The sequence below is a fragment of the Sphingobacterium sp. genome (genome assembly GCF_032065005.1).
In the GTDB taxonomy this organism is placed as follows: domain Bacteria; phylum Bacteroidota; class Bacteroidia; order Sphingobacteriales; family Sphingobacteriaceae; genus Sphingobacterium.
The window spans coordinates 263873-287032 of sequence record NZ_DAMBMM010000002.1 but is presented as its reverse complement, the minus strand read 5'-3'; the positions used below and the strand labels follow the sequence as shown (position 1 = coordinate 287032).

Genomic DNA, 23160 nt, shown 5'->3' with positions numbered 1-23160 from the left:
AAAGAAAATCAAAAAGGAAGGATAGATTATTACCCCTATTAAAATTCATTGCTGGATACTTTGTATTCCTGTATAAGATAGCTATTCGCCCTTAAGGCTATATTATCGCATCTGTTTCAACAATTCAATAGCATATTCAATACTGTTTACATTATTGATTGCTATCCGCAATTGGCCTTTGACCTCCTTCATATTGGAGTTGCTGGCATGTTGCTGGACAAAGCCCAAAACCTTTCCAAAACTGTCCGATTGGTAATAACTTGATTTCGGATTGTTTACAAAATAACCCTTCAGCACATGTTTCTTGTAGGATATTTTCTCCAAACCGATTTCCTTGCCCAACCATTGTAATCTAAGGGTATTAAACAGTTCAAAGACCGGCTCAGGTATTGGACCGAATCGGTCAATCAATTCCTTCTCAAATTTCTGTAGCTGCCCTTCATCCTTCAACTTCGAAATATCATTGTACAGATTGTATCGTTCAGAAACGTTGGTCACATATTCATCAGGAATCATGACTTCCAGGTCGGTATCTATCTGCGTGAAGCTCACATATTTTCTGTTTTCTTCATCTGCAAACAGTTCCCCGAACTCATCATCCTTCAATTCCTGCACGGCTTCATCCAAGATCTTGTTGTACATTTCAAAACCGATCTCCGCGATGAATCCCGACTGTTCTGCACCTAGTAGGTTACCGGAACCACGAATATCCAAATCACGCATGGCAACATTGAAGCCCGAACCCAATTCGGAGAACTCTTCAATCGCTGATAAACGTTTATAAGCCTCACTGGTCAGGGTGGACAGTGGTGGACTCAAGAGATAACAGAAGGCCTTCTTATTTGACCTCCCTACACGACCACGCATCTGGTGAAGGTCACTCAAACCAAACATATGGGCCTGATTGATAATAATGGTATTGGCATTAGGTATGTCCAAACCTGCTTCAATAATGGTCGTCGCAATCAACACATCGTATTCATGGTTGATGAACTTCAGCATTACATCTTCCAAGTCATCTCCTTCCAGTTGTCCATGGGCAATTCCAACCCGTGCACCTGGCACCAATTTACGGATCAGCATACCCAACTGCGGTAGATCCGCCACCCGATTATGGATGAAGAAAACCTGTCCGCCACGATCGATCTCGAAGCTAACGGACTCTTGGATCAAACTTTCGTTAAAGACATGTAATTCCGTTTGTACAGGTTGTCTGTTTGGCGGAGGGGTAGAGATAATGCTCAAATCCCGAGCTCCCATCAGGGAGAAGTGTAAGGTCCTTGGAATCGGTGTCGCTGTTAAGGTCAGGGAGTCCACATTGGCCCGCATCACCTTTAGCTTCTCTTTTACTGAAACGCCAAATTTTTGCTCCTCATCGATGATCATCAAGCCTAGATCTTTGAACTTAACATCCTTGCTGACCAAACGATGGGTACCGATAATGATATCTATTTTTCCTTCTTCTAATTTCTTAAGTGTTTCTTTGATCTGCTTGCTGGTTTTGAAACGATTGATATAATCAATGTTTGCCGGCATACCTTTCAATCTTTCAGAGAAAGTACGGTAATGTTGAAGTGCTAAGATGGTCGTTGGTACCAATACAGCAACTTGCTTGCTATCGGCTACCGCCTTAAAAGCTGCTCGGATGGCAACCTCGGTCTTACCAAAACCTACGTCGCCACAGACCAATCTATCCATTGGATGCGGTGATTCCATATCCTTTTTCAGGTCAGCAGTTGCCTTTTCCTGATCGGGGGTATCTTCATAGATAAAGGAGGCTTCCAATTCCCTTTGCAAATAGGTGTCCGGACTGAAAGCATTTCCCGTCTGGGCTTTACGCTTAGCGTAGAGCATGATCAAGTCACGGGCGATATCCTTAACCTTCTTCTTGGTGGTCCTTTTAAGTTTCTCCCAGACATCCGTTCCCAATTTATTCATCTTTGGAACCGTTCCTTCCTTACCAGAATACTTGGATATGCGGTTTAAGGAGTTGATGTTGACATACAGTAAATCATTGTCTGCATAGACCAGACGGATCATTTCCTGGCTCTTGCCATTTACATCTACCTTTTCCAGACCGGCGTATTTACCAACTCCATGGTCAATATGCGTGATGTAATCACCGGGCTTTAGTTCGCTCAATTCCTTCAATGTGATTGCCTGCGAACGTTCATAGCCCTTTCTACGTTTATATTTATAGTAACGATCGAAGATCTGGTGGTCGGTATAACAGGCCACTTTCAACTTGTCATCCCTGAAACCTTCCCTTAGTGCCTTGTAGATAGGGGTAAAGGTTACGGTCTTGTCAAGGTCGTCCAATATGGCATAGATGCGTTCGATCTGTTTGCTGGAATCTGAAAAAATGTAATTATGGATCGCATGTTTTTCATTTTCCTTGAAATTATGGATCAGCAGATTGAAATCCTTATTGAAGGAAGGTTGTGGATGCGTGTCAAAACTGAACTCTTCGTCCGGTTTATAGAAAAATTGCTTCCCAAATTCTACCAATGCATACTCAAAGAGCATGGCATTGAAGTTTTTGTCATCGGTAAAGGTGAATCTCGGATCTACCCAGTCTGGGTTATCCTTGATTTCCTTTTCAGTCAAGGCCTTCCAATATTTAGAGGCTTTTTTATACCCATCCTGAATAATGTCCAAGGTAAACTGAACATCCTTGATCCAGATGATGGAATCCTTCTCTATATATTCCAATAAAGAGATATGATTATTGCTCAGGAACTTCGCTTGAACATTCGGAACAATGGTTACTGAATTGATCTTATTGACGGAAAGTTGAGATTCGATCTCGAAGGTCCGGATACTATCGATTTCATCCCCAAAGAACTCAATCCGATAGGGAAGGTCATTTGAAAAAGAGAATATATCCACTATCCCACCACGGATAGCAAACTGTCCGGGTTCATAAACAAAATCAACGCGTTCAAAATCATATTCATAGAGGAACTCATTGATGAAATCAATGCTCAGTTTGGTCCCCACGCGAATTTCTAGCGTGTTTTTTTCCAGATCCTGTTTATTGATGACCTTTTCCGAGATCGCTTCAGGATAGGTCACCACAATTTTTGGTAATTCTGAATTGCGGTTCAGTGAACTTAGCGTTTCTGCACGTTGCAGCACATTGGCGCTATCCAAGATGGTGAAATCAAAGGCCTTCCTGTAAGATGCCGGGAAGAACAGGATTTGATTATCAAATAAACTTTCCAGGTCACTCAAGAAATAGGATGCCTCTTCATGTGTCGGAAGAATAAAAACATTCAATCGCTTTTCTATCTGATAGCTTGCCGCAGCCAGCATGGCATCGGCTGATCCCACCAATCCCTTGACATGGATCTTCGGTTTGCCGTTCTGGATACTGCTGGTAAATCGCTTGACTTGTTCGGATAGGATGTATTTATCTAATATTTCTTGGATGTTCACGCTAGTATATTTTTGCAAATTTACAAAAATGCTTGGGTAATAGGAATGAATATCAACCTACAAGCTCTGATCGAGCTTATGCTGTGCAGCAAAATCAAGCACATATTCCATTTGCTCTTTCAGGTCAAATTGTAAATCCTCATGCAGATTGTCAAATATCTTTACGACATTTTTTATCCGCCCACTGACATAACTCTGTAATTTGAAAGCAGGGGATAATGCCGATGGACCAAATAGGGAGGGATACCGGTCAAAGGCCTCCTGTAAAATCAAAAGCCTACATTCAACCACTGAAAACTTATCCTTCGTAATTTTCTCATGTTCGTTGATCATGCCACTTGCCTGGCGTAAGGTGCTGTTTAACCCTTTGTAATTGGAATACATGGGCAGGTTTTTCACCTTATTGCTATTGATCTCAAATAGAGATTCCAAGGCATTCTTTAGATCAAATATACGATCCTCCAGATCTGCTTCATCCTCCAAAAGCTCATAGTGCAATTGTTTCAAAAGCATCTTATCCTTATTGATTAACCTGACCAATAACTTGTCTTTTTCCTTCGCCGGTAGATTTAAAACCGCTTCCTTGAGTTCCTGATCCTTGTGTAATGACATAAATAAAGATAAATAATATTACAATTAATACCATTTTAATCTATACCAATGGTATTAATTCTCCCGTTTTTAAGGGTAAAATTAATTCAATAAGTAAATAACACCATTGATGACTGTTTTTATACCATTATCCATGGTAGTTATTGGTTACCTTTGTATTGTATGGGCAAGATACCTGTTTTAGAGCAATGTACAGTATCCTACAAGGAGGATAAAAACTTTTTGGCAGACCGTCTGGAGGTATACCTAGGCAAAAATAATAACCTAGTTTTTCCGCATAGACACAATTTCTACCAGATGTTGTTATTCCTATCCGGAGAGGGCATGCATGAAATTGATTTTAAGCAGTACCCCATTGAAAGGGGACAGGTATATTTTATGGGGCCAGGTCAGGTGCATTCATGGATGTTCGAAGGGAAAATGACTGGTTATATCGTCAATTTCGATATCGACTATTTTAAATCCCTGTTGATCCAGCCTGATTATGTAGAGAATCTAGATTTGTTTTCTTCCTTGAACGAGGGAGTTTTCACACTAGAAGAATATCAGGTCCGCGAGATCTCTGTTCTGTTCGATCAATTGATAGAACTGAGCAGCTTACCTGTAGCAAAAGATCTTAAGCGTTCTTTGCTCCTTTATATCCTGCTGAGGTTTGATCAGGCTTATATCCCTAATTTCCCAGCAAAGAGCATCGACTATCATTTGGTCCTGATCAAGAACTTTATTTCTTTGGTCGACCAAAATTATAAAGAGCTTCATTTGCCTAAGGAATATGCAGAGTTATTGTTTGTAACTCCAAATCACCTCAATTCGGTATGTAAGGAATACTTGGGGACGCAGGCAGGGGAAGTGATCCGGAATAGGATCATGCTGGAAGCCAAACGCTTGCTGATCTTGCCAGACTGGACCATCTCACAGGTGGCCTATGAGTTGAGTTTTAACGATAATTCATATTTTACAAAATTTTTTAAAAAAGTAGAGGGTAAGACCCCCGAAGAATTCAGAAAATCACAATGGACGTAAATATCAATATGGAAACAAAATATACCATACCTTCCGAATTAAAAAGTGCAATAGAAGGAAAGTGCCCAAGATGTAGAACAGGTAATATGTTCGCAGCACCTCTTTTGAGTTTTAAATCTAAGCGAATGTTGGAAAGATGTCCAGCATGTGAATTAAAATTTGAAAAAGAACCGGGCTATTTCTATGTTGCCATGTATGTCAGTTATGCACTTAGTGTTGCCGAATTGGTAACAGCATGTGTATTGACCTATTTTCTGTCCGGTAATTTGGAAAGCCCTTGGCTATATGTCATCGTTGCCCTAGCTGTAACATTGATCATGGCACCATTCAACAACCGCTACTCCAGAATCATCCTATTATACTTGATGACTCCTTCCTTCAAATTCAACCCTAAAATTTTTCAAAGGGTGAAAGAAGAGGGGAAATAGCATTACCCCATAAAAAAGCGGGCTTTTGTTTAACAAAAGCCCGCTTTTTTATGGGGCAGATATGAGATTTTAGATATGAGTATTGAGATAGAAAGGGCGTTAGCATATTTTATAGACATGAGATGTGAGATTTAATATCTCCCATCTCACATCTCACATCTCATATCCCCTTTTACTTAATCGGATTCTCTTTCAAATATTTTTCCCATTCCCAAGCAGAGGACATCATTTCGTCGATTCCTAACTCGGCTTTCCAACCCAGTTCTTTTGTGGATTTAGTGACATCGCCCCAGACTTTTACGATATCACCTTCACGGCGAGGGCCAACCTCGAAGCTTAGTGGCTGTCCGGATGCTTTTTCGAATGCCTTGATGGCCTCTAATACCGAATAACCATTGCCTGTTCCGATGTTGAAAACATCGTAGTTGCCATTAGGGTTACCTTTTTCCAATAATTTGATAGCTGCAACGTGTGCTTTCGCTAAATCCACCACATGGATATAGTCGCGAACCGCTGATCCATCCGGTGTTTCATAATCATCACCAAATACGGTCAGTTTCTCTCTCTTGCCAATTGCTGTTTGTGTTATAAAAGGCAATAAGTTCTGAGGTACACCGATTGGCAATTCACCGATCAGGGCCGAATTATGCGCTCCAACTGGATTGAAGTAACGAAGAGCAACAAATTGATAGTTTGGAGCAGCTTTCGCAGTTTCCTCTAAGATTTCCTCTGCAATCTGTTTGGTATTTCCGTACGGAGAAGTCGCTTTCTTAACAGGAGCACTTTCCGTCACTGGAAGGGTATCTGGTTCTCCATAAACTGTACAGCTCGAAGAGAATACGAAATTGATCGGTTTCTCACGGTAAGCTTCTAGTAAATTGATTAAGGAGAAGAAGTTGTTATGATAGTATTTTAATGGGTTCTGAACCGATTCACCAACTGCTTTTGATGCTGCAAAATGAATAATACCCGTAATATCAGGATTTGCCTTTACAAATTCGTTTACCTTCTCCGTATCACATAGGTCAAATTGATGGAATTCTGGTTTAACACCAATGATTTTTTCAATTTGATCTAAGATCTTGATATTGGAATTTGAAAGATTGTCAACTAAAACAGGCGTATATCCAGCATTGTGCAATTCTACTACGGTGTGTGATCCAATGAATCCGGTTCCTCCGGTGACAAGTATTTTACTCATTTTATTTACAATTATATAGTTGGGTGTTCTTAAAATAATGTTCTATAGTATTCTATTGTTTTCTCAAGTCCTTCTTTTCTTCCAATTTTTGGCTCCCACTGAAGGATCTCCCTAGCCTTGCTAATATCGGGCCGTCTTTTCTTCGGGTCGTCAATAGGAAGCGGTTCAAAGATAATCTTGGACTTACTGTTCGTTAGTTCAATGATCTCATTGGCCATGTCGATCAAGGTCATTTCATCTGGATTACCGATGTTGATTGGTAAATGGTAGTCGCTGAAAAGTAATTTACAGATTCCTTCAACCTGATCCGAAACATAAATAAAGGATCTCGTCTGTTTTCCATCGCCAAAAACCGTTACATCCTTGTTCTGTAAAGCTTGGGAGATAAAGGTCGGCAATGCGCGTCCATCTTCCAGCCTCATCCTGGGACCAAAGGTGTTAAAGATCCTAGCGATACGGGTTTCCAATCCATGGAAATTATGGTAGGCCATGGTCATGGCTTCCTGGAAACGCTTGGCTTCATCATAAACCCCTCTTGGACCAACCGGGTTTACATTTCCCCAATATTCCTCATTCTGGGGGGAGACCAAAGGATCACCATAGACTTCAGAAGTCGAGGCGACCAATATCCGTGCTTGTTTGCTCTTGGCCAATCCCAATAGGTTGTGGGTACCCAATGAACCAACTTTTAGGGTCTGTATGGGAATCTTCAGATAATCAATGGGGCTCGCTGGTGAGGCAAAATGTAATATATAATGTAATTCTCCAGGTACATGGACAAACTTGGAGACATCATGATGGTAGAACTCAAAATTGGACAGATGGAAAAGATGTTCAATATTGCGAAGATCTCCAGTCACGAGGTTGTCCATTCCGATGACATGAAAACCCTGATCAATAAAATGGTCGCAAAGATGGGATCCTAAGAATCCAGCTGCTCCTGTTATTAATATTCGTTTGCGCTTGTTTTCTTGCACAATAGTGAATTTGAAAAGGTTTAAATATCTTTGACGAAGATAAGTAATATTTTAACATGATGCGTTTTCTTTACGACCTGGGGATTTTAATTTATGGCTTGCTTCTTCGCATTTTTGCCTTGTTCAATACCAAGGCGAAGTTGCTGTCTGATGGTCGTAAAGGGCTAATGCAGCATATAGAACAATCGGTTGAAAAAGGGCAGGAATACATTTGGTTTCACTTCGCTTCCTTGGGTGAATTTGAGCAGGGCCGCTCCGTTATGGAACAAATTAAATTGCGCCATCCTAAGGAAAAAATAATTGTAACATTTTTTTCCCCATCCGGTTATGAGATCCGCAAAAACACGGCATTGGCCGATCATGTATTTTATCTTCCCGCAGATACGGCCAGGAATGCTCGCCGCTTTCTTGATATAATCAATCCAAAGTTGGCCATATTCACTAAGTATGAGTATTGGTACCATTACTTTAGGGAACTTGATAAAAGGAATATCAGGTTGTTGATGATCTCGGCCATTTTCAGGGAAAATCAAGTTTTCTTTAAGCAATATGGAGGATTCTTCAGGTCCATTCTCAAAAATGTTTCCTATTTCTTTACCCAGAATGCCGAGAGTGTGAATATGCTTAAGTGGATTGGTATCACGAAAGCAGGATTGGCAGGCGATACTCGATTTGATAGGGTCGTGGAGCTGCCAAAAGAACATAAGGAAATTCCTGAAGCTCATATTTTCGCAGGGAATGAAGATATACTGGTAGCTGGAAGTACCTGGCCAGCTGATGAAGCACTCATAAAAACTTTGCTGGAAAACAATAAGGATTTGAAGGCGATTATTGCGCCACATGAAATCCATCAGGATCATATTGATGCCATGATGAAGTTATTTCCGCATGCCCTGCTGTTCTCAAAATTCCATACCTATACCGATCAACAGATTGCCTCATCCCGACAATTGATCATTGATAATATCGGTATGTTATCCTCTTTGTACCATTACGGTCGAATTGCATACATTGGTGGCGGCTTTGGTGCCGGAATCCATAATACGCTAGAAGCGGCAACCTATGGTATGCCCGTAATCTTTGGACCAAAGTATGAGAAGTTTCAGGAAGCAGTCGACCTTATGGAAATAGGGGCTGGATTCTCTATTTCAAATGAACAGGAATTGCTGGAAGTCTATAATGCATTGTGCATTACTGAAAAGCTGGTGCAAGCCAGCATTGCTGCCAAAAACTATGTTCAACAGCGCTCTGGTGCTACCCAAATCATTATGAAGTACCTGGAAACTGAAAAGTTATTGGGTTAATCGGATCTGTCCTATTGGTAATCTTTAGGATATTTCCCTTTTATATGGGTTCCGAAACCAAACATAATCGGTTTGAAATCACCCACAGGATCCACATTTGAATCTGCCTTGATTTCATTTTCCAAACCAACTGCCCAATAAGAAGCATTTACGATCAATCGTCTTAGGTTTTTATCCAATAAGTCAATGGAAGATCCCATTGTGGTAGTGAATACCTTGCCTTTCTTACCGCCTGGGATTTGGTAATCCTTTGTCCAAGCGACAGGCATGATTGATTTTTTTCTGTTGACAGGGCTTTCTGCGGTCATTCCCAAGGTAGGCTGACCGAATACAAGGATTTCCGACTGTTTTAAGCTGTTTTTGATACCATACACATCGGAAGGCACCCAAATATCCTCAACCCCTAATAGGATTGGGTTTTTGGCATTCACCTGAAGGCCATTTACCAAACCTAATGATCCTTCTGTACCATGGTCTCCATGGTGATTGATCCATGTTTCGCCTAAAACAAATCCGCCAAAACCGCCTTTCCATTCACCTTCTTGGTTGTTGTAACCATAGTGTTTATAGGCACTTTTGGAGTCTTTGCCGAAATTGAAAGCATGGGTTGCAGTACGTAAGCCAATAACTGGTTTTCCGGCTTTAAGGAAATTGTCCACATGTTTCATCTGCTCATCCGGCAGTTCTCTAAATCGACTTGCAATGATCATCAAATCTGCATTTTGCAGATTCTCTAATCCTGGGATATTCTTTTGGTATTCAGGATCTATCTGTTTCGTCTCCGGGTTAATGGCAAAGAGCACGAAAGTTTCAAACCCATGCTTTTGAGTTAGGATTTTCGCCAGCATGGGTAAGCTTTCCTCAGAACGATATTCTTCATCGCCAGAAATCAGCACCACTTTCTTGCCTTTGGCTTGCGCCTTTTCAGGTGTAAAGTGTAACCAATTATTTTGCTGGGCAACACAGTTGCTAAGACCTAAACTGATCGATAGAAAGGCTATCAATACCAGTTTATTGGCCCAAAATGAAAGAATAGAGGTGGTTCTGAGTTGATGTTTCATTATTTCTTTTGAGTATTGTTGAATTAAATGGTCTCTACTTGCGCATTAGATGTTCCCTCTTCAGTTTCCTGATGTCCTTTATAGGTTCTCTTTTGCCAGAAATGGAAGAATAGGAACAGGACAATTAATATAGCTGGGAAAATTGCCAATTTAGCTAAGGTCACCTGACCTACGACCAAATCTAGGTTTTCTATCACTTCACCGGATTGTTGTACGGCAGCTTTTGAATTATCGATCCAACGTCCAATGATTGGTTGGAAGATGGAAGTTGAGAACATCCCTACACCACCGATTACCGACATACCGATCGCACCGCTCAATGGTACACGCTGAGCTGTTGTTGCAATCATGGTAGGCCAGAAGTAACATACTCCGATGGCAAATAAAATGGCTGCTACATAGACCATTCCTCCTGTCGCAACAGAGAATAGGTAAACTCCAATGGTGGCAAAGATGGCTCCACCAAGCAATACGCCCGTTTGGCCCAAAGCTTTGACTACCGGACCGGCAAAGAACCTTCCTACAGCCATTAAACCCGTTACCAAGGCCAAAACTAACATTGGACTGGCACCGCTATTTGCCATGATGATCCCTACCCATTGCTGTGGTCCGAATTCAGAGATAGCCGTTAATGCCATACAGCAGAATAAGAATATAAAGGTCAGCGAGAACATGGCTTTCACATTATTGGAAAGTGAAGTTGCGCTTTCTTCTTTTGGTCTTGGAAAAACTTTTCCGTAAAAAATAATGGCGTATAAAATAGTTGGGATCATGATAACCCACATTTGAGTTTGCCAAGTTGCACCCATTTTTGTCATGGCCAAGGAAATCAAACTACCCAATACAATTCCTCCTGGGAACCACATATGGAACCTGTTCAACATCTTGTCCATTTTCTTGCCTGAATATAGATCCGCAATCAATGGATTACAGGCGGCCTCTGTACAGCCATTACCTAAACCAATAAATAAAGTGGAAATCAATAAGGTGGAATACCCAGTTGCAAAGATGGTCAACAAAATCCCAAGGGTATGGGAAACAAACGCAAAGCGCATAATGTTGCTAGGTCCAATTTTGTAATAGAATATACCTCCAAGAATCATCGAGATCGGGAAGCCGAGAAACCACATGGAATTGATAAATCCCAGTTGTTCTGCAGATAAATTGAAGCTTTCGCCTAACTGAGGTAATATCCCAGCACGAATTGAAAAGGTAAGACCTGTAGTGATTAGGGCTAGACAGCTTCCTAAAAACAAGGCACTAGGGTTAACTTGTTTACTCATAATGTGGTTTATTTGTGGTTAAATTATTTTGTGTTGATTATAAATCAATCAACAAGATAACTTATTTTTTTTCAAAATTCGCTAGATTATTTTTGATAAAATGATAACCATGCTCGGCAATCTCCCATGGATCGGAGTATTCCCGCCATACATTGATGGCATTCGCAAAATCTGGATCTGCCCTCGAAAAAGCCTCAATGGTGTACCAACCTGAATAATTGACTTCGTTCAACGTTTGAAAGACCTCATCCCAATGCACTAATCCCCGACCTGGGGTACCTCTGTCATTTTCACTGATATGGACATGGGCCAAAACCGGAGCTATTTTTTGGATAGAATTTCGAACGCTCTTCTCCTCAATATTGGCATGATGGGTATCATACATGCCTTTTACATGGGGATGGTCGGTCAGGTTAATCAGATATGCCAAATGATCAATACAGCTCGCCAGATAGTTTTCAAAGCGATTTACCGCTTCGGGAGTTAGGGTTATGTCAGCCTGCTGGGCATGGTCACCCGCCGCCCGCAAGGTTTCAGCAGCCCACTGGTATTCCTGGTCTGTAGGTGCTGCCCTTGAAAAATAACCATGGGCAGAGTGAAAGGGTCCGCATAAAATCGTCGAACCCATATCATGTGCCCGATCAATTACCCACTTTATTCTATCTAACCCTCGACTTCTACTTGCCCTGTCCGTCGAGATGGGACTTTCATTTTCACCAAGTGTGGTAACCGCATTGACTTCCAAACCTAGGTCATGTGCATGCCTTGCCAATGCCTTATATTCTTCTTCATCCGGAGAACCTATAAAGACCTCAACACCATCATAACCTATTTTCTTCAAACGGTCTAAGATGGGAAATGCCTTTTCGGTAACTCCTGCTGTCCATGGTAAAATGTTAAATCCTATTTTGTTCATTCTCTATATATCTTTTTATAGTTTATCTTACTTTTCTAATGGATGCTCCTTTAACAGGTCATCCGGTGAATAGAATCCCTTCTTGTCTTTAATGGACTCCCGGATTTCCTTCACTTTAGCTGCAGAGATTGGGTTAGCTTCATTGGTAAATGAGTTTCTGACATAAGTCAATACATCTGCAATTTCCTGATCGTTCAGCATCATGCCAAATGGAGTCATCGGTACCTGACCAGGATATTTTTTGCCGTTCACCTCAATCGGTCCCAAAAGACCATTCAAGGTCAATTTGATCAAGCGATCCTCACTTCCTGTCACCCATTTGCTCGCATTTAATGGAGGGAAACCTGAGGCATCCAATCCTTTGCCGTTAGGTTGATGACAGGTAATACAGAATCCTTCTTTTGCATAGATCACTGCGCCTCGTCTGTATTGTTCCAATGCTGGACCAGTTAGCTTAGTCGCTGTTTTACTGGTTTCGGTTTTCTCCTTAACCGATTTGTTGTTTAGATGCGCAACAGAGGTTAAGTATGCCGGTTTATTCCACTTGTCAAGACTGCTAGTATCGATCGCATTCATCAAATCTATACCTTCGTTAGGGGTCAACCATGATGCTGCGGCAATCAGTTCTAATTTTACACGACCGTTTTCATCTTTTGTTGCCTTGGCCATCAGATCTTTATAATTTTTGATCTTATCGGTATTATATCGGATGGCATGGATGGCAGCTGCCCTCGCATGGTAATCATTTGATTCCAATAGCTTTTGAACCAGGTCTGCATTGATCTTATTGGCTCCCCAAGTTACCCACATGGCTTCCAATAGGTTGTGCAGGTACTTTGGATCTTTTGTGTCCAACTTTTCAGCCCAAGCGATAGCTTTCTTTGCTACTTCATCATTGTCACGCATCCTCAGTTCCGTACGTGTTCTGTAACGGGTTCTGATTTCCGGAAGTTTTAGGTTTTCAAGCAATTCATCAATGGATGCTCCATCAATCTTAGCAGGTTTTACCAATGGTCTGGATGGATAGGTTATCCTATAGATGCGACCATGTACATGGTCACGAAGGGGATCCCTTGCGTTGTGCTGCATATGTCCGATCAGCATATTATGCCAATCTACAATGTATAGAGAGCCATCCGGTGCTATTTCTGCATCTACAGGGCGGAAGTTCTTGTCATCTGACCAAAAGAGGTCCTGCCTGTGTCTTGATTTGTAACCGGTGCCATCATCCTCAAAGGTATGCTGCTTGCCGCCTAAAAAGCCGATCGTATTGTTCAATAGGTAATCTCCTTGAACAGAGTCAGGGAAATGGCTAGAGGAAATAAACTCCAGGCCAGAGGTAGGACGGACACGATGGTTTTCATCAACCAGAGAAAAGGATTTATCATTAGCTTCTCCATATCTTGGCTTCATACTTCCAGGAAGCATCCATCTCACATCTGGTCCGGAAGTTTCCAGATAGATCGTCTGGCCCCATTCGTCTGTAGCAATTCCCCAAGGATTTGGAATGGATACCTGTGCTACGCGTTCCAGTTTTTTGGTCTGCGGAGCATATCTGTAAAAACCGCCATTTACCCCACGTACTGGACCATATGAGGTTTCTACATTGGTATGCAGGAATACGCCTTCAGCCATTAAGATGGCTCCTGATGGATCCATACTGTAGGCACTGTGGGCATGGTGCGTATCATGATCATCAAAGCCACTTAAAATAACTTCTTTATGATCAGCCTTTCCATCATTGTCAGTGTCTTTCAATAAGACTAGATTCTTTCCTTGCGATAGGTAGACTCCTTCAGGAGCAAATTCAAATCCGATCGGTAGGTGTAAGTTGTCTGCAAAGACGGATTGTTTATCGGCTTTGCCATCACCATCGGTATCTTCAAGGATGATGATTTTGTCGTTAGGTTTTCCATCACCTGCTTTGTAATGGGGATAGCTCGGCATGGTTGCCACCCAAAGCCTTCCTTTGGCGTCAAAGGAAATCTGAACAGGATTGGCCAGATCAGGGAATTCCTTTTCCGATGCAAATAGGTCGATCTTATAACCAGGGGCGGTATGGAATTTTGCCAATGCTTCTTCTCCGTATAGGTATCTAGAATTTGGATCCTGTCCAAAATCATAATTTGTTTTCACCTCCGGTAATTTCAGCGTATTCTTATCCATCGCAGCTAGATCATAGGATTCACCTTTTGCAGCTTTCCAGATGGCAGTATCGCGGATATAACCCATCTCGCGAAGTTTCTTGATCTCAAATGGATAGTTTTCCGGGCCAAAAGGATTAAAACGACGACCATATGCATGTACGCCATTCGGAATCTTGAAGTCTTGGGTCCAGATCCAATCTTTCTCCAATACCGCTTTCTTGATCTCCGCTTTGTGGCTTGATGCTTTTCCTTCACCTTTGCCAAAAATGCTGCTCACCAAGTAATCAGCAAATTTCTCATAGGCTTTTTCTGAAAGCTGCGAGCCATCAATGGTTAAATAATCTGCGCTTTGCTCATACCATTTTTGGGTAATATCAAAAACATCCAGAAATGGAACGTTTTTGTCCTTAGCCACCTGTTGCATTGCTGCAGCATAGAGCTGAATGTTCTTGTTGAATTCCTTACCGTCCGGAAGGTCAAATTTATCGGTTAGGTCCTCGAATGCAATTGGAGAGATCAGGACCAAAGTGCTGCCCTTTCCGCCATTGTAATCTTGACTTTTCGTATGGTCAATAAAGGCTGCAATTTCGCCTTTGAAATCTTCAATGCCCTCAGGGCCACGAAAGGATTCATTATAGCCAAAGAATCCCAAGATCACATCTGGTTTCAGTTCGATCAGCCATTCATCTTCTGTAGGGAAGTGTCCTTCGCTGCCTGTATTGATGTCAAATTCTGGATTGAACTTTTCTGCGCCAGGGAATGCCCAAGGCGAGTTCCGAGACGGATGCGGTCTAAAGCCTGGCGTATTGCCCGGACTACAGATATTTCGGATAAATAAATTATAATCCGGAAATCGTGTTTGCAGTTCAGTGTCAAAATCACCATATTCCATCATCCTCGAGCCCAGATTGTTCCCAACAAGTACGATACGGGAATCTTTTTGGATTTTTACTGGCTCCATCGTTGGCTTATGCGTACAACCGAATAGAACTAGAACCAAAGAGATTAAAATAAAATGCCTTAGACGGTTCATATTAATTTTTGTAGTGGTTTAGTTTAGATTTATAAGAACCGATAGCAAAGAATGTACGATTCTGGTTAACTCAAAGATAACTTTATAATTGATTGAGGGTATCCTGTACTGTCCTGTTATATGAAATTTTTACAAAGAAGGGGCGGAAAATGGTCTTCTGCTAAGGGTTTTTTTGGTCATGCTGGGGTTTATCCGAAGTATCTCGGAACAATGCAGAGCTTTAAAATCAATAACAGGCTTTGTAGCATTGGCGAACAGTTTCAAGTGAGGGATTAGGGCGTATTGCAATATCAATAAGTTATGGTTTTTTGGGTCATGCTGAGGTTCATCCGAAGTATCTCGGAGAAATGCAAACATCCAAAATTAAAAATATCATTAATAGCATTGGCGAACACCCCTGCAGAATAGAATGGATAGTTCCGAGACCCTTCGGGAAACCCTCAGGGTGACAAAGAAAGGTTAATGAAAATAAATTAGCTCTTTTATATTTTTAAATATAGAACCCCTTTTGGGGTTCCATTATTTTAGCTGGCATGGCAGGTTAGCCTTGAAGTAGCGCAAAAACGATGTTCAATTAATCGAACTTCGTTTTTGCATTAATCCTATATTGTTTATCATCCATGCTAAAATAATTTATCCCCTATGGGGAAGTATGGTGAATAAAAAATATTCTTCTGGAAAATAAATATAGGTCTAAATACCAAAAAACACAGTTCTAACAAACTAGTCATTGGTACGAAGGAAGAATCTCGGAATACAGCAATCCCATATTTGTTTAAAAACAACAAAAAAATATTGCCTCACTGGATGCATTGGCGTACAGGTCCTTTACCGAAGGTAAAGGATGACAGGGCTTATTAGAGGAGAATCTATTTTTGTTTTTTAGGATTGCTGTCATCTCGAATCGTAAGATGAGAGAACTATTTTTTATTATTTTATCCCCATGTAGGAGATTTGCAGAAAATATTTCACCCCCTTCAGGGGTTTCCAAAAAAACTATCTGTTCAAAGGTAATAGGAAAATGAAGGAGCCCTTTTTATTAAATCTTGTAGGTACGAGAAACGGGTTTCATTCACCCAAATGGGTGAATAATAATTGGATTATATGCGGCGGGCTTATTCAATAAGCCCCTACCGTACTTGTTACCTAGACAGTAAGGTTTTGTTGTGATCTTGGTCAATCCTCTCATCCTCGTTGGGTGAGCCGGTCGAACCCCATCCTGGTTCAAACTATTTTGCTAGGAAATTATTTTGACCATGTTTCTTAGATTTCATTTTGATCTTATTCGAGACACATTCGGAATTTTCGCAATGTGTATCGAATATGTCTCGAATGAGAGTCGGAGGGATGACCAAAAAATTTGACCTAATTAGGTAATAAAAATCCCTACTTCCATACAAAATTAAGGGTGTACTGAAGTAGGGATTACTAATAATTGTGACTATATAGCTTTTCTAACTTTATAGAGTTTTAAGCCTGGAAGTTTAATTGTTTTCATGGGGTTGACCATATAAATGTTCTCAGTCCACCAACTCTCCTCAGCAATAGTGTAAACTAGAGAATTTGTTTTATGAGAATAATTCAAAGATTTTACATCCTTTCTGTCTTTTAATAAGTCGAAGGGGGTAAAAGATTTGATTTTACTGTTAAATAGGAATACAGAATTATGGGTACTTATTAAAAAGTTCTCGTCATCAATTCTAGATAAATCGTGACCACTGTTGTCAGGTATTTCCCAAGAATTAACAAGTTTTAAACTTGGGTTTTCCGTTTTCCAATCTATAAGCTCATATGATTTTAGATGTTTATAGCCCAAAACATACAATAGATTTTCTTTAGCATTCCAAACTACACCATGACCTGAATAAAGGGTGTCTCTAAAAAGAACCTTTTCATTTTTTAGTAAATCATAGAGTTCAATAGAGTTTCCATCCTTATGTGTTGAGTTCGCTACAACAATTCTATTTTTAGGAAGGATATCTGCTGAATGAGCCATTGGAGTCATTGCGTAAAACTCTACTTTTTTGTTTCCAATATTTACTATAATTGTTGCCCCTGATGATGAAGTAACTAAGATCTTTTTATTATTCATGACAGGCTTACAATCATCTAAGCTTTTCAATAAAGGGATATATTCTTTGGGTAAGCCTTCAGAATTTTTTACCTCCCAAGACCATACAATTTCCGTGTGGTTGTCATTTGATTTTGCAGGGTCAATAATGAAAAGCTTATCATCACCACATGCCACTAAAAATCCCTTTTTTAATATTTGCTGCGCATAAATCGTATTTACTGAAAGTAGAAATACAATGAATGTTATGGTTTTTAAGAATTTCATGATTATTTGATTTTTTCCCATCCTTCATTTTGTTTCAGATTCTTGTTAAGTGTAAGTTCCTCAATTGGAATAGGATTTAAGTATTCCCAGCTTTCAAAAGATTTTTTAGGGTTCTTGTAAGGCATTAAACGTCCATTTTCTCCATTAGATAAGGCATTAATTGCCGAAAGTTTGAAGTATTGCACACCTGGAACTTTATTTGCAGGAGCATTATCCGTACTTTTGATGACGTATAAATCTGGTTTGCCATCATTGTCTAAATCTATCAATTGATTGAATGCAGGAATATAAATCCCCATATATTCAACTCTAAATAAATGGCCTTCATTCCATCTTAGTAAATCATCTTTTCTTAGTCCCTCAAATGCTAATTCAACCCTTCTTTCTCTACAAATCTCTAACACATTTGCATCGGTAGTCCTTTTATATCTGTCTAATTGTAGTTTATCCGTTTGCAAAGGGAGGCTAAGTTTTTGAGTAATACCAGCTCTTGACCTTAAAGCATTTACAGTTATGTCCAAATCGGCTTGATTTAGTTCGCCCAAGATGGCTCTTGCTTCAGCATAATTTAATAAGACTTCAGCGTAACGCATTAATATTGCATCACGATTATCACTTCCTTGGTCTTCAATTGGCGCTCCAACACGTTTTGTCACTTGATAACCAGTTCTGTTTTCAGCAAAATCATTTACTGCAATATTGCTGGTGCCAATTCTTATATACCCTGGGAAAACGACAGATTGTTTTAGTCTTAAATCTCTATTTTGAAACTCATCGAAATAACTGATTTGGTCAATATTTCCATTGTTGGATTTATAATAGGAGCTTCCATCAATTTTTGCGTAATCACTAATTAAGGAATGAGTAGCTCCATAATTTCCGTTTGATGTTGAGGTAAATTCTGGAGTATAATAAATAAAGTTCTGGCTTGAAGATCTTGCAAGAATTACCTCAGTAGTAGGAGATGCTGCAAGTTGGAACATCGTTGCATAATCTGATTCAGCTTTTCCAGTATTATATAAGTTGTATTTTTTTGAATCAATCAAAGTTTTAGCTGCATCTTTTGCTGCAATAATAAATTTTTCAGCATCAGGTAGTTTTGCCTCTGTATGATATTTTCTAAACGTCCCTTCAAATAGAGCGATCCTAGATTTAAGTGCTAATGCTGTCCATTTAGAAACTCTATTTTTGCTTGGAACATCTGCTAGATTTGCGATTGCAAAATCTAGGTCTTGCATAACACTATCCATCACTAACGTTCTGGGGTCCCTACCTTTATAAAGCAATTCTTCATCAGAAGTTTTGAGTGGTTCAGAATACCATGGAACATCTCCAAATGCTCTTACTTTTTTAAAGTAAAACCATGCTCTAAAAAACTTTGCGACTGCTAAATTTTTATTTTTTAAGGCAACATCCTCAGTATGTAGATTTACATTTTGAATGAAATAGTTCAGGTTTCTCAATTCTGACCAGCTCCAACCTCCACTTCCTAATGCAGTTGGCATCGTATAATTGGATGTTCTTATAGCAGGAGGAGTGGTGATATGTTCCATATTATCAGAGTTTTTATCATCCTTAATCGCATTGAAATCAAGGTTGTTATAAAATCCGTCTGTGAATGTTTTTAAGCTAGCTTCATTTTTGAATAAGGCTGGGGATTCTGCCACCTGGGTTTCAGGGTATATGTCAAAATGAGATTCACAGGAACTCAGTATAGTTGCAGTAATTGCTAATATTATTAATTTAATTTTCATGTTTTTTGTGTTTAAAATCCAAGTTCAATTCCAAAAGCAAAAGTTCTTTGAATAGGATAAGCTGTACCCATTCCCACGTTTCCTTGATCTGCATCAGGGTCTTTTGATAGCCCTTCAGGATCTAGTGTGTGATGTAGTTTCGTCCATTCAAAAAGGTTTGTGCCTGCAGCGTACAGCCTTAGGTTAGAGATTTTGTTTTTAAATACTTTTGAAGGAATGGAATAACCAATAATCATGTTGCTTAATCTTAAGAATGCCGCATTTTGCAGATACCTAGTTTGTGCCGTCCCCAAATCATTATTTCCTAGGGCGATATAACCTTGTGGTTTAGGGAAATAGGCGTTAGGATTTTCAGGTGTCCATCTATCTTTGACAGCATGATCTAATAAAACTTGATACTTCCTATTATAAGAACTCCAGAATTGTGCGGTTTCAGAAGATGGATAAATATCTCTTTTACCTACACCTTTGAAGAAAGCACTTAGATCAAAACCTCTGTATGCAAAATTTAGGTTAATTCCATATTGGTATCTAGGAGTTGTATTACCAATTATTCTAAAGTCGCCGTGGTCTTCTAAGGTCCAATCACCTTTACTAATAGTCCCATCGCCATTTGAGTCTTCAAATTTTATGGTACCGGCACTTACAAACTGGCGATATCCGTTTGTTTGAAGAATAGCGCTATTTTTCGCTTCTTCATCTGTTTGGAAAAATCCTAAAGTATTAAGCCCCCAAATTTCACCTAATTGTTGACCGACATAATAGTCCCCTAAATAGTTTGTTGGATTATAATATGCGGTAATTTCAGATTTGTAATCTGATAGATTGACATTGATACCATACTGAAATGGGTGGACCCCATTTATTTGGTCTTGCCAACCTAGGGTAATTTCCCATCCTCTGTTTCTTAATGATGCTATGTTTTCTTTAGGGACAGTGGCACCAAATACAGAAGGCAACGAATGATAGGGGGCCAACATATTGTTGGTATTTCTTTGGTAATAATCGAACACTAAGTTTAATCTATCTTTTAAGAATGTTGCATCCAATCCAACATCTACAGTTTTAGAAGTTTCCCAAGTGAAGTTTTCTGATTTTGGGCTAGGAACAGAAGTGTAAGTATATTGTTCTCCATCTAATAAATATGCAGATCTGTTCATGCTCAAAATGGAAAGATAGTCATAAGAACCAATGTTTTGGTTTCCGAGTGCACCAAATGAACCTCTAATTTTAAGGGAATTGATGGTTGATTTTAATGGCGTGAAAAACTCTTCTTCGGATATCTTCCATGCTGCTGAAAGTGAACCGAAAAAGGCACCCCTTCTTTCTTTGCTAAATTTTGAAGTCAGGTTATGCATTCCATTTAATTCCAGTAAGTACTTCTCATTAAAATTATAGTTAGTCCTTAAAAAGATACTTCTATTGGCGTATTTGTCATCATCATCACTAGCTTCGAACAGTCCTGTTGCTAGATTGATGGAATGTTCATCCAAACCTAAGATTGGGTTTTGATGAGCAACAGTTTCATAGTGATTTGTATAATTTTCAAAGGTTAAACCTGTTGTGATATCGAAATTATGTTGCTTAATTGATTTTTTGTAATTGGCGTAAGCATTGACATTGAATGTTTCAGACTCTGTATTACTTTTGTATATTTTTGCAGGCCCAGCATCGGCATAATAGGCTAAAACTGTATTTCTGTTGTTGAAAGAGTGCGATAGGTAAGGTCCAGTATTGTCCCACCAACGGTTTCTATACCAATGGTAATACATGTAAGATAGATCTGCATGTAATGTTAAGCTATTATCTAATAATTTGATGTCTGTTCCAAAAGTATTTAGGAAGCTCGATGTATTTGTCTTGTATTCCGATTGCTTTTCGATGAATTGTCTATAAAAGCCAATATCAGTTGGAACTGTTTTACCATCAATTTCAATCGTTTCTGGTAATAAAGGGTTCGTGTTATCTATAAATCTCCAAGGGTTTGAGCTAAAACCATATAAATATGTATTTGGTATATCATCTCTTCTTAATGTAGCAGAACTCTTACTGAAAATAGTTACATGATCTGAAACTTGGTAGCTATTATTCGAACGGACATTAAAACGATTGATTTTTTCTGGCTTAAATTTTAGGTTTCCTTCTTCGTGATTATAATCTCCACTTAAATAATATTTATACTTGTCTGTCCCCCCTCTTACACTTAAGTTATGGTTTTGTTGCGGAGTGAATTCTCTAAACCATTCTTCGTAATAGTTGATAACTGGTCCACCTAATAGAAGAGTTGCTTTTCCTCCAATGTTTTGTAAATCATATTTAGGCAATGAAGGGTCGTTTGCCACATCAAATGGATATTGTACTTGAGGAGCAGTGTAATAAGTTTGGCCAATATTTCCATTGAACTCTTTTTCTTGAATTTCTAGATAATCGAGGCCTTCATATACTTTTGGGATTCTAGTTGCTTTTCCCCATTTAAAGTTGTTATTGTAGTTTATTTGAGGTTTTCCATCTTTTCCCTCTTTCGTGGTTATTAAAATTACACCGTATGCAGCTCTCGCTCCATATATTGCAGCTGAGGACGCATCCTTTAAGATTGAGATGTTTTCAATGCTTTGAGGAGAAATGTTATTCAATTCAAAAGAACTGATTGGCACTCCATCTAATAAGATTAATGGGGAGCCCCCATTAATTGATGTATTACCACGGATGTTGAAAGAGGCACCTCTACCTGGTTTCCCATCACTGATACCAATGTTTAAATTTGGGACTTGACCAGCTAATGCTTCTCCTAGGTTTGTTGTCTTAAATTTTTCTAACCTTTTGCTGTCAATTTGATCAACGGCACCTGTTAAGTTTGCTTTTTTCTGGGTACCATAACCAACGACGACAACTTCTTCTAATTCAGAGGAAGAAGTAACCATCTGAACATTTAATGTTCGGTTTTGGTTAATTTGAAACTCTTGGTCTGAGTATCCTAGATAACGGAAAACTACCGTTGAATTCTCGGGTACTCTAAGGGTATACCTTCCGTCAGCATCCGTAATTGTATTGATTGTTGAGTTACCGGTTAAAGATATTGTCACCCCTTGTAATGGACCATTAACATCTGTTACGACACCTTTTATTTCGAAATCTGTTTGTTCCTTCTCCGTAATTACTATGGTACCATCAATAATTTTAAAAGAGAGGTTTTTCCCAGTGAATGTTTTATTTAATACCGTATTTACAGAAGCATTTTCAAAATTTATCTGTCTAATCCTTATGTTCTTTAATATCTGCTGGTCATAAAATAAACGTAGTTTACTTTGTTTGGACACTTCTTCAAGGATATGTTCGACACTGGTATTGTTTAGTTTTAAATTGATGTTTTGGGCATTTCCAGATGCAAATGCACCTAATGACATGCACGCTATCATAAATAAGGTTAGCTTCATTGTGAGCAGAATTTTTAAGGAAGGTTCGGCCAATAGAGGACTAACTTTATTCTTCCTTGAAAATGGAGAAAAATAAATCATAAATTTGTAAATGTTTAAGGTTTAATAAATTTGAATTTCAGTTCTAAATGCCTTGAATACAGGGGATGCGCGAACATCCCCTTCTTAGTATTCAAAAACAATTGTGTTTTTATTTCATGTTTTTTGCATA

The 23160-nt window shown here is 39.4% G+C and carries 14 protein-coding genes; 3 read left to right on the top strand and 11 right to left on the bottom strand.

Going from position 1 to position 23160, the window contains the following annotated elements; all coding sequences use genetic code 11:
• Positions 1–102: 102 nt before the first annotated feature.
• Entirely contained in the window at positions 103–3438 is a 3336-nt protein-coding gene (mfd, locus tag RT138_RS03960; RefSeq protein ID WP_313189626.1) for a transcription-repair coupling factor, read from the bottom strand.
• A gap of 57 nt (positions 3439–3495) precedes the next feature.
• Positions 3496–4050 (bottom strand): hypothetical protein, encoded by a 555-nt coding sequence (locus tag RT138_RS03955; RefSeq protein WP_313189625.1) that lies wholly within the window; start codon positions 4048–4050, stop codon positions 3496–3498.
• 162 nt (positions 4051–4212) lie between these two features.
• Between RT138_RS03955 and RT138_RS03950 the strand changes: the two genes are divergently transcribed.
• Both RT138_RS03950 and RT138_RS03945 read left to right on the top strand, forming a co-directional pair.
• On the top strand, positions 4213–5073 hold the full coding sequence (locus RT138_RS03950; protein WP_313189624.1) for a helix-turn-helix transcriptional regulator: 861 nt from the start codon (positions 4213–4215) through the stop codon (positions 5071–5073).
• A gap of 125 nt (positions 5074–5198) precedes the next feature.
• Positions 5199–5501: a DUF983 domain-containing protein gene (locus tag RT138_RS03945; protein WP_313189623.1), complete on the top strand. Its 303-nt coding sequence runs from the start codon at positions 5199–5201 to the stop codon at positions 5499–5501.
• 172 nt (positions 5502–5673) lie between these two features.
• Here the strand turns inward: RT138_RS03945 and galE are convergent, their stop codons facing one another.
• Together galE and RT138_RS03935 are read right to left on the bottom strand one after the other, a co-directional pair.
• Positions 5674–6702, bottom strand: a complete 1029-nt coding sequence (gene galE / locus RT138_RS03940; protein WP_313189622.1) for a UDP-glucose 4-epimerase GalE — start codon at positions 6700–6702, stop codon at positions 5674–5676.
• Between the two features lie 29 nt (positions 6703–6731).
• Entirely contained in the window at positions 6732–7679 is a 948-nt protein-coding gene (locus RT138_RS03935; RefSeq protein WP_313189621.1) for a UDP-glucuronic acid decarboxylase family protein, read from the bottom strand.
• A 56-nt stretch (positions 7680–7735) separates the two neighbouring features.
• Here RT138_RS03935 and RT138_RS03930 point away from each other — a divergent pair, with 56 nt between their 5' ends.
• Positions 7736–8983 carry a glycosyltransferase N-terminal domain-containing protein gene (locus RT138_RS03930; protein WP_313189620.1) on the top strand — a complete coding sequence of 416 codons (1248 nt, stop codon included), beginning with the start codon at positions 7736–7738 and terminating at the stop codon, positions 8981–8983.
• Between the two features lie 11 nt (positions 8984–8994).
• Here RT138_RS03930 and RT138_RS03925 read toward each other — a convergent pair whose 3' ends face one another.
• From RT138_RS03925 to RT138_RS03895, 7 genes are all read right to left on the bottom strand, one after another.
• Entirely contained in the window at positions 8995–10044 is a 1050-nt protein-coding gene (locus RT138_RS03925; protein WP_313189619.1) for a ThuA domain-containing protein, read from the bottom strand.
• A gap of 23 nt (positions 10045–10067) precedes the next feature.
• Complete coding sequence (locus tag RT138_RS03920; protein WP_313189618.1) at positions 10068–11327, bottom strand: MFS transporter; 1260 nt, start codon at positions 11325–11327, stop codon at positions 10068–10070.
• Between the two features lie 61 nt (positions 11328–11388).
• Positions 11389–12243 (bottom strand): sugar phosphate isomerase/epimerase family protein, encoded by an 855-nt coding sequence (locus RT138_RS03915; protein WP_313189617.1) that lies wholly within the window; start codon positions 12241–12243, stop codon positions 11389–11391.
• Between the two features lie 27 nt (positions 12244–12270).
• Positions 12271–15351 (bottom strand): PVC-type heme-binding CxxCH protein, encoded by a 3081-nt coding sequence (locus tag RT138_RS03910; RefSeq protein WP_313189616.1) that lies wholly within the window; start codon positions 15349–15351, stop codon positions 12271–12273.
• A 1513-nt stretch (positions 15352–16864) separates the two neighbouring features.
• Entirely contained in the window at positions 16865–17761 is an 897-nt protein-coding gene (locus tag RT138_RS03905; RefSeq protein WP_313189615.1) for a DUF6528 family protein, read from the bottom strand.
• A 2-nt stretch (positions 17762–17763) separates the two neighbouring features.
• Entirely contained in the window at positions 17764–19515 is a 1752-nt protein-coding gene (locus tag RT138_RS03900) for a RagB/SusD family nutrient uptake outer membrane protein (protein WP_313189614.1), read from the bottom strand.
• A gap of 11 nt (positions 19516–19526) precedes the next feature.
• Positions 19527–22949, bottom strand: coding sequence for a TonB-dependent receptor (locus RT138_RS03895; RefSeq protein ID WP_313189613.1), 3423 nt, complete (start codon positions 22947–22949; stop codon positions 19527–19529).
• Positions 22950–23160 lie beyond the last annotated feature (211 nt).

What these genes read in the sequence shown, in the direction of transcription:
- RT138_RS03950 (WP_313189624.1), top strand. Translation starts at nt 4,213, where the DNA reads ATGGGCAAGATACCTGTTTTAGAGCAATGTACAGTATCCTACAAGGAG.
- RT138_RS03955 (WP_313189625.1), bottom strand. Translation starts at nt 4,050, where the DNA reads ATGTCATTACACAAGGATCAGGAACTCAAGGAAGCGGTTTTAAATCTA.
- RT138_RS03905 (WP_313189615.1), bottom strand. Translation starts at nt 17,761, where the DNA reads ATGAAATTCTTAAAAACCATAACATTCATTGTATTTCTACTTTCAGTA.
- RT138_RS03895 (WP_313189613.1), bottom strand. Translation starts at nt 22,949, where the DNA reads ATGAAGCTAACCTTATTTATGATAGCGTGCATGTCATTAGGTGCATTT.
- RT138_RS03910 (WP_313189616.1), bottom strand. Translation starts at nt 15,351, where the DNA reads ATGGAGCCAGTAAAAATCCAAAAAGATTCCCGTATCGTACTTGTTGGG.
- galE (WP_313189622.1), bottom strand. Translation starts at nt 6,702, where the DNA reads ATGAGTAAAATACTTGTCACCGGAGGAACCGGATTCATTGGATCACAC.
- RT138_RS03930 (WP_313189620.1), top strand. Translation starts at nt 7,736, where the DNA reads ATGATGCGTTTTCTTTACGACCTGGGGATTTTAATTTATGGCTTGCTT.
- RT138_RS03925 (WP_313189619.1), bottom strand. Translation starts at nt 10,044, where the DNA reads ATGAAACATCAACTCAGAACCACCTCTATTCTTTCATTTTGGGCCAAT.
- RT138_RS03900 (WP_313189614.1), bottom strand. Translation starts at nt 19,515, where the DNA reads ATGAAAATTAAATTAATAATATTAGCAATTACTGCAACTATACTGAGT.
- RT138_RS03945 (WP_313189623.1), top strand. Translation starts at nt 5,199, where the DNA reads ATGTTGGAAAGATGTCCAGCATGTGAATTAAAATTTGAAAAAGAACCG.
- RT138_RS03920 (WP_313189618.1), bottom strand. Translation starts at nt 11,327, where the DNA reads ATGAGTAAACAAGTTAACCCTAGTGCCTTGTTTTTAGGAAGCTGTCTA.
- RT138_RS03915 (WP_313189617.1), bottom strand. Translation starts at nt 12,243, where the DNA reads ATGAACAAAATAGGATTTAACATTTTACCATGGACAGCAGGAGTTACC.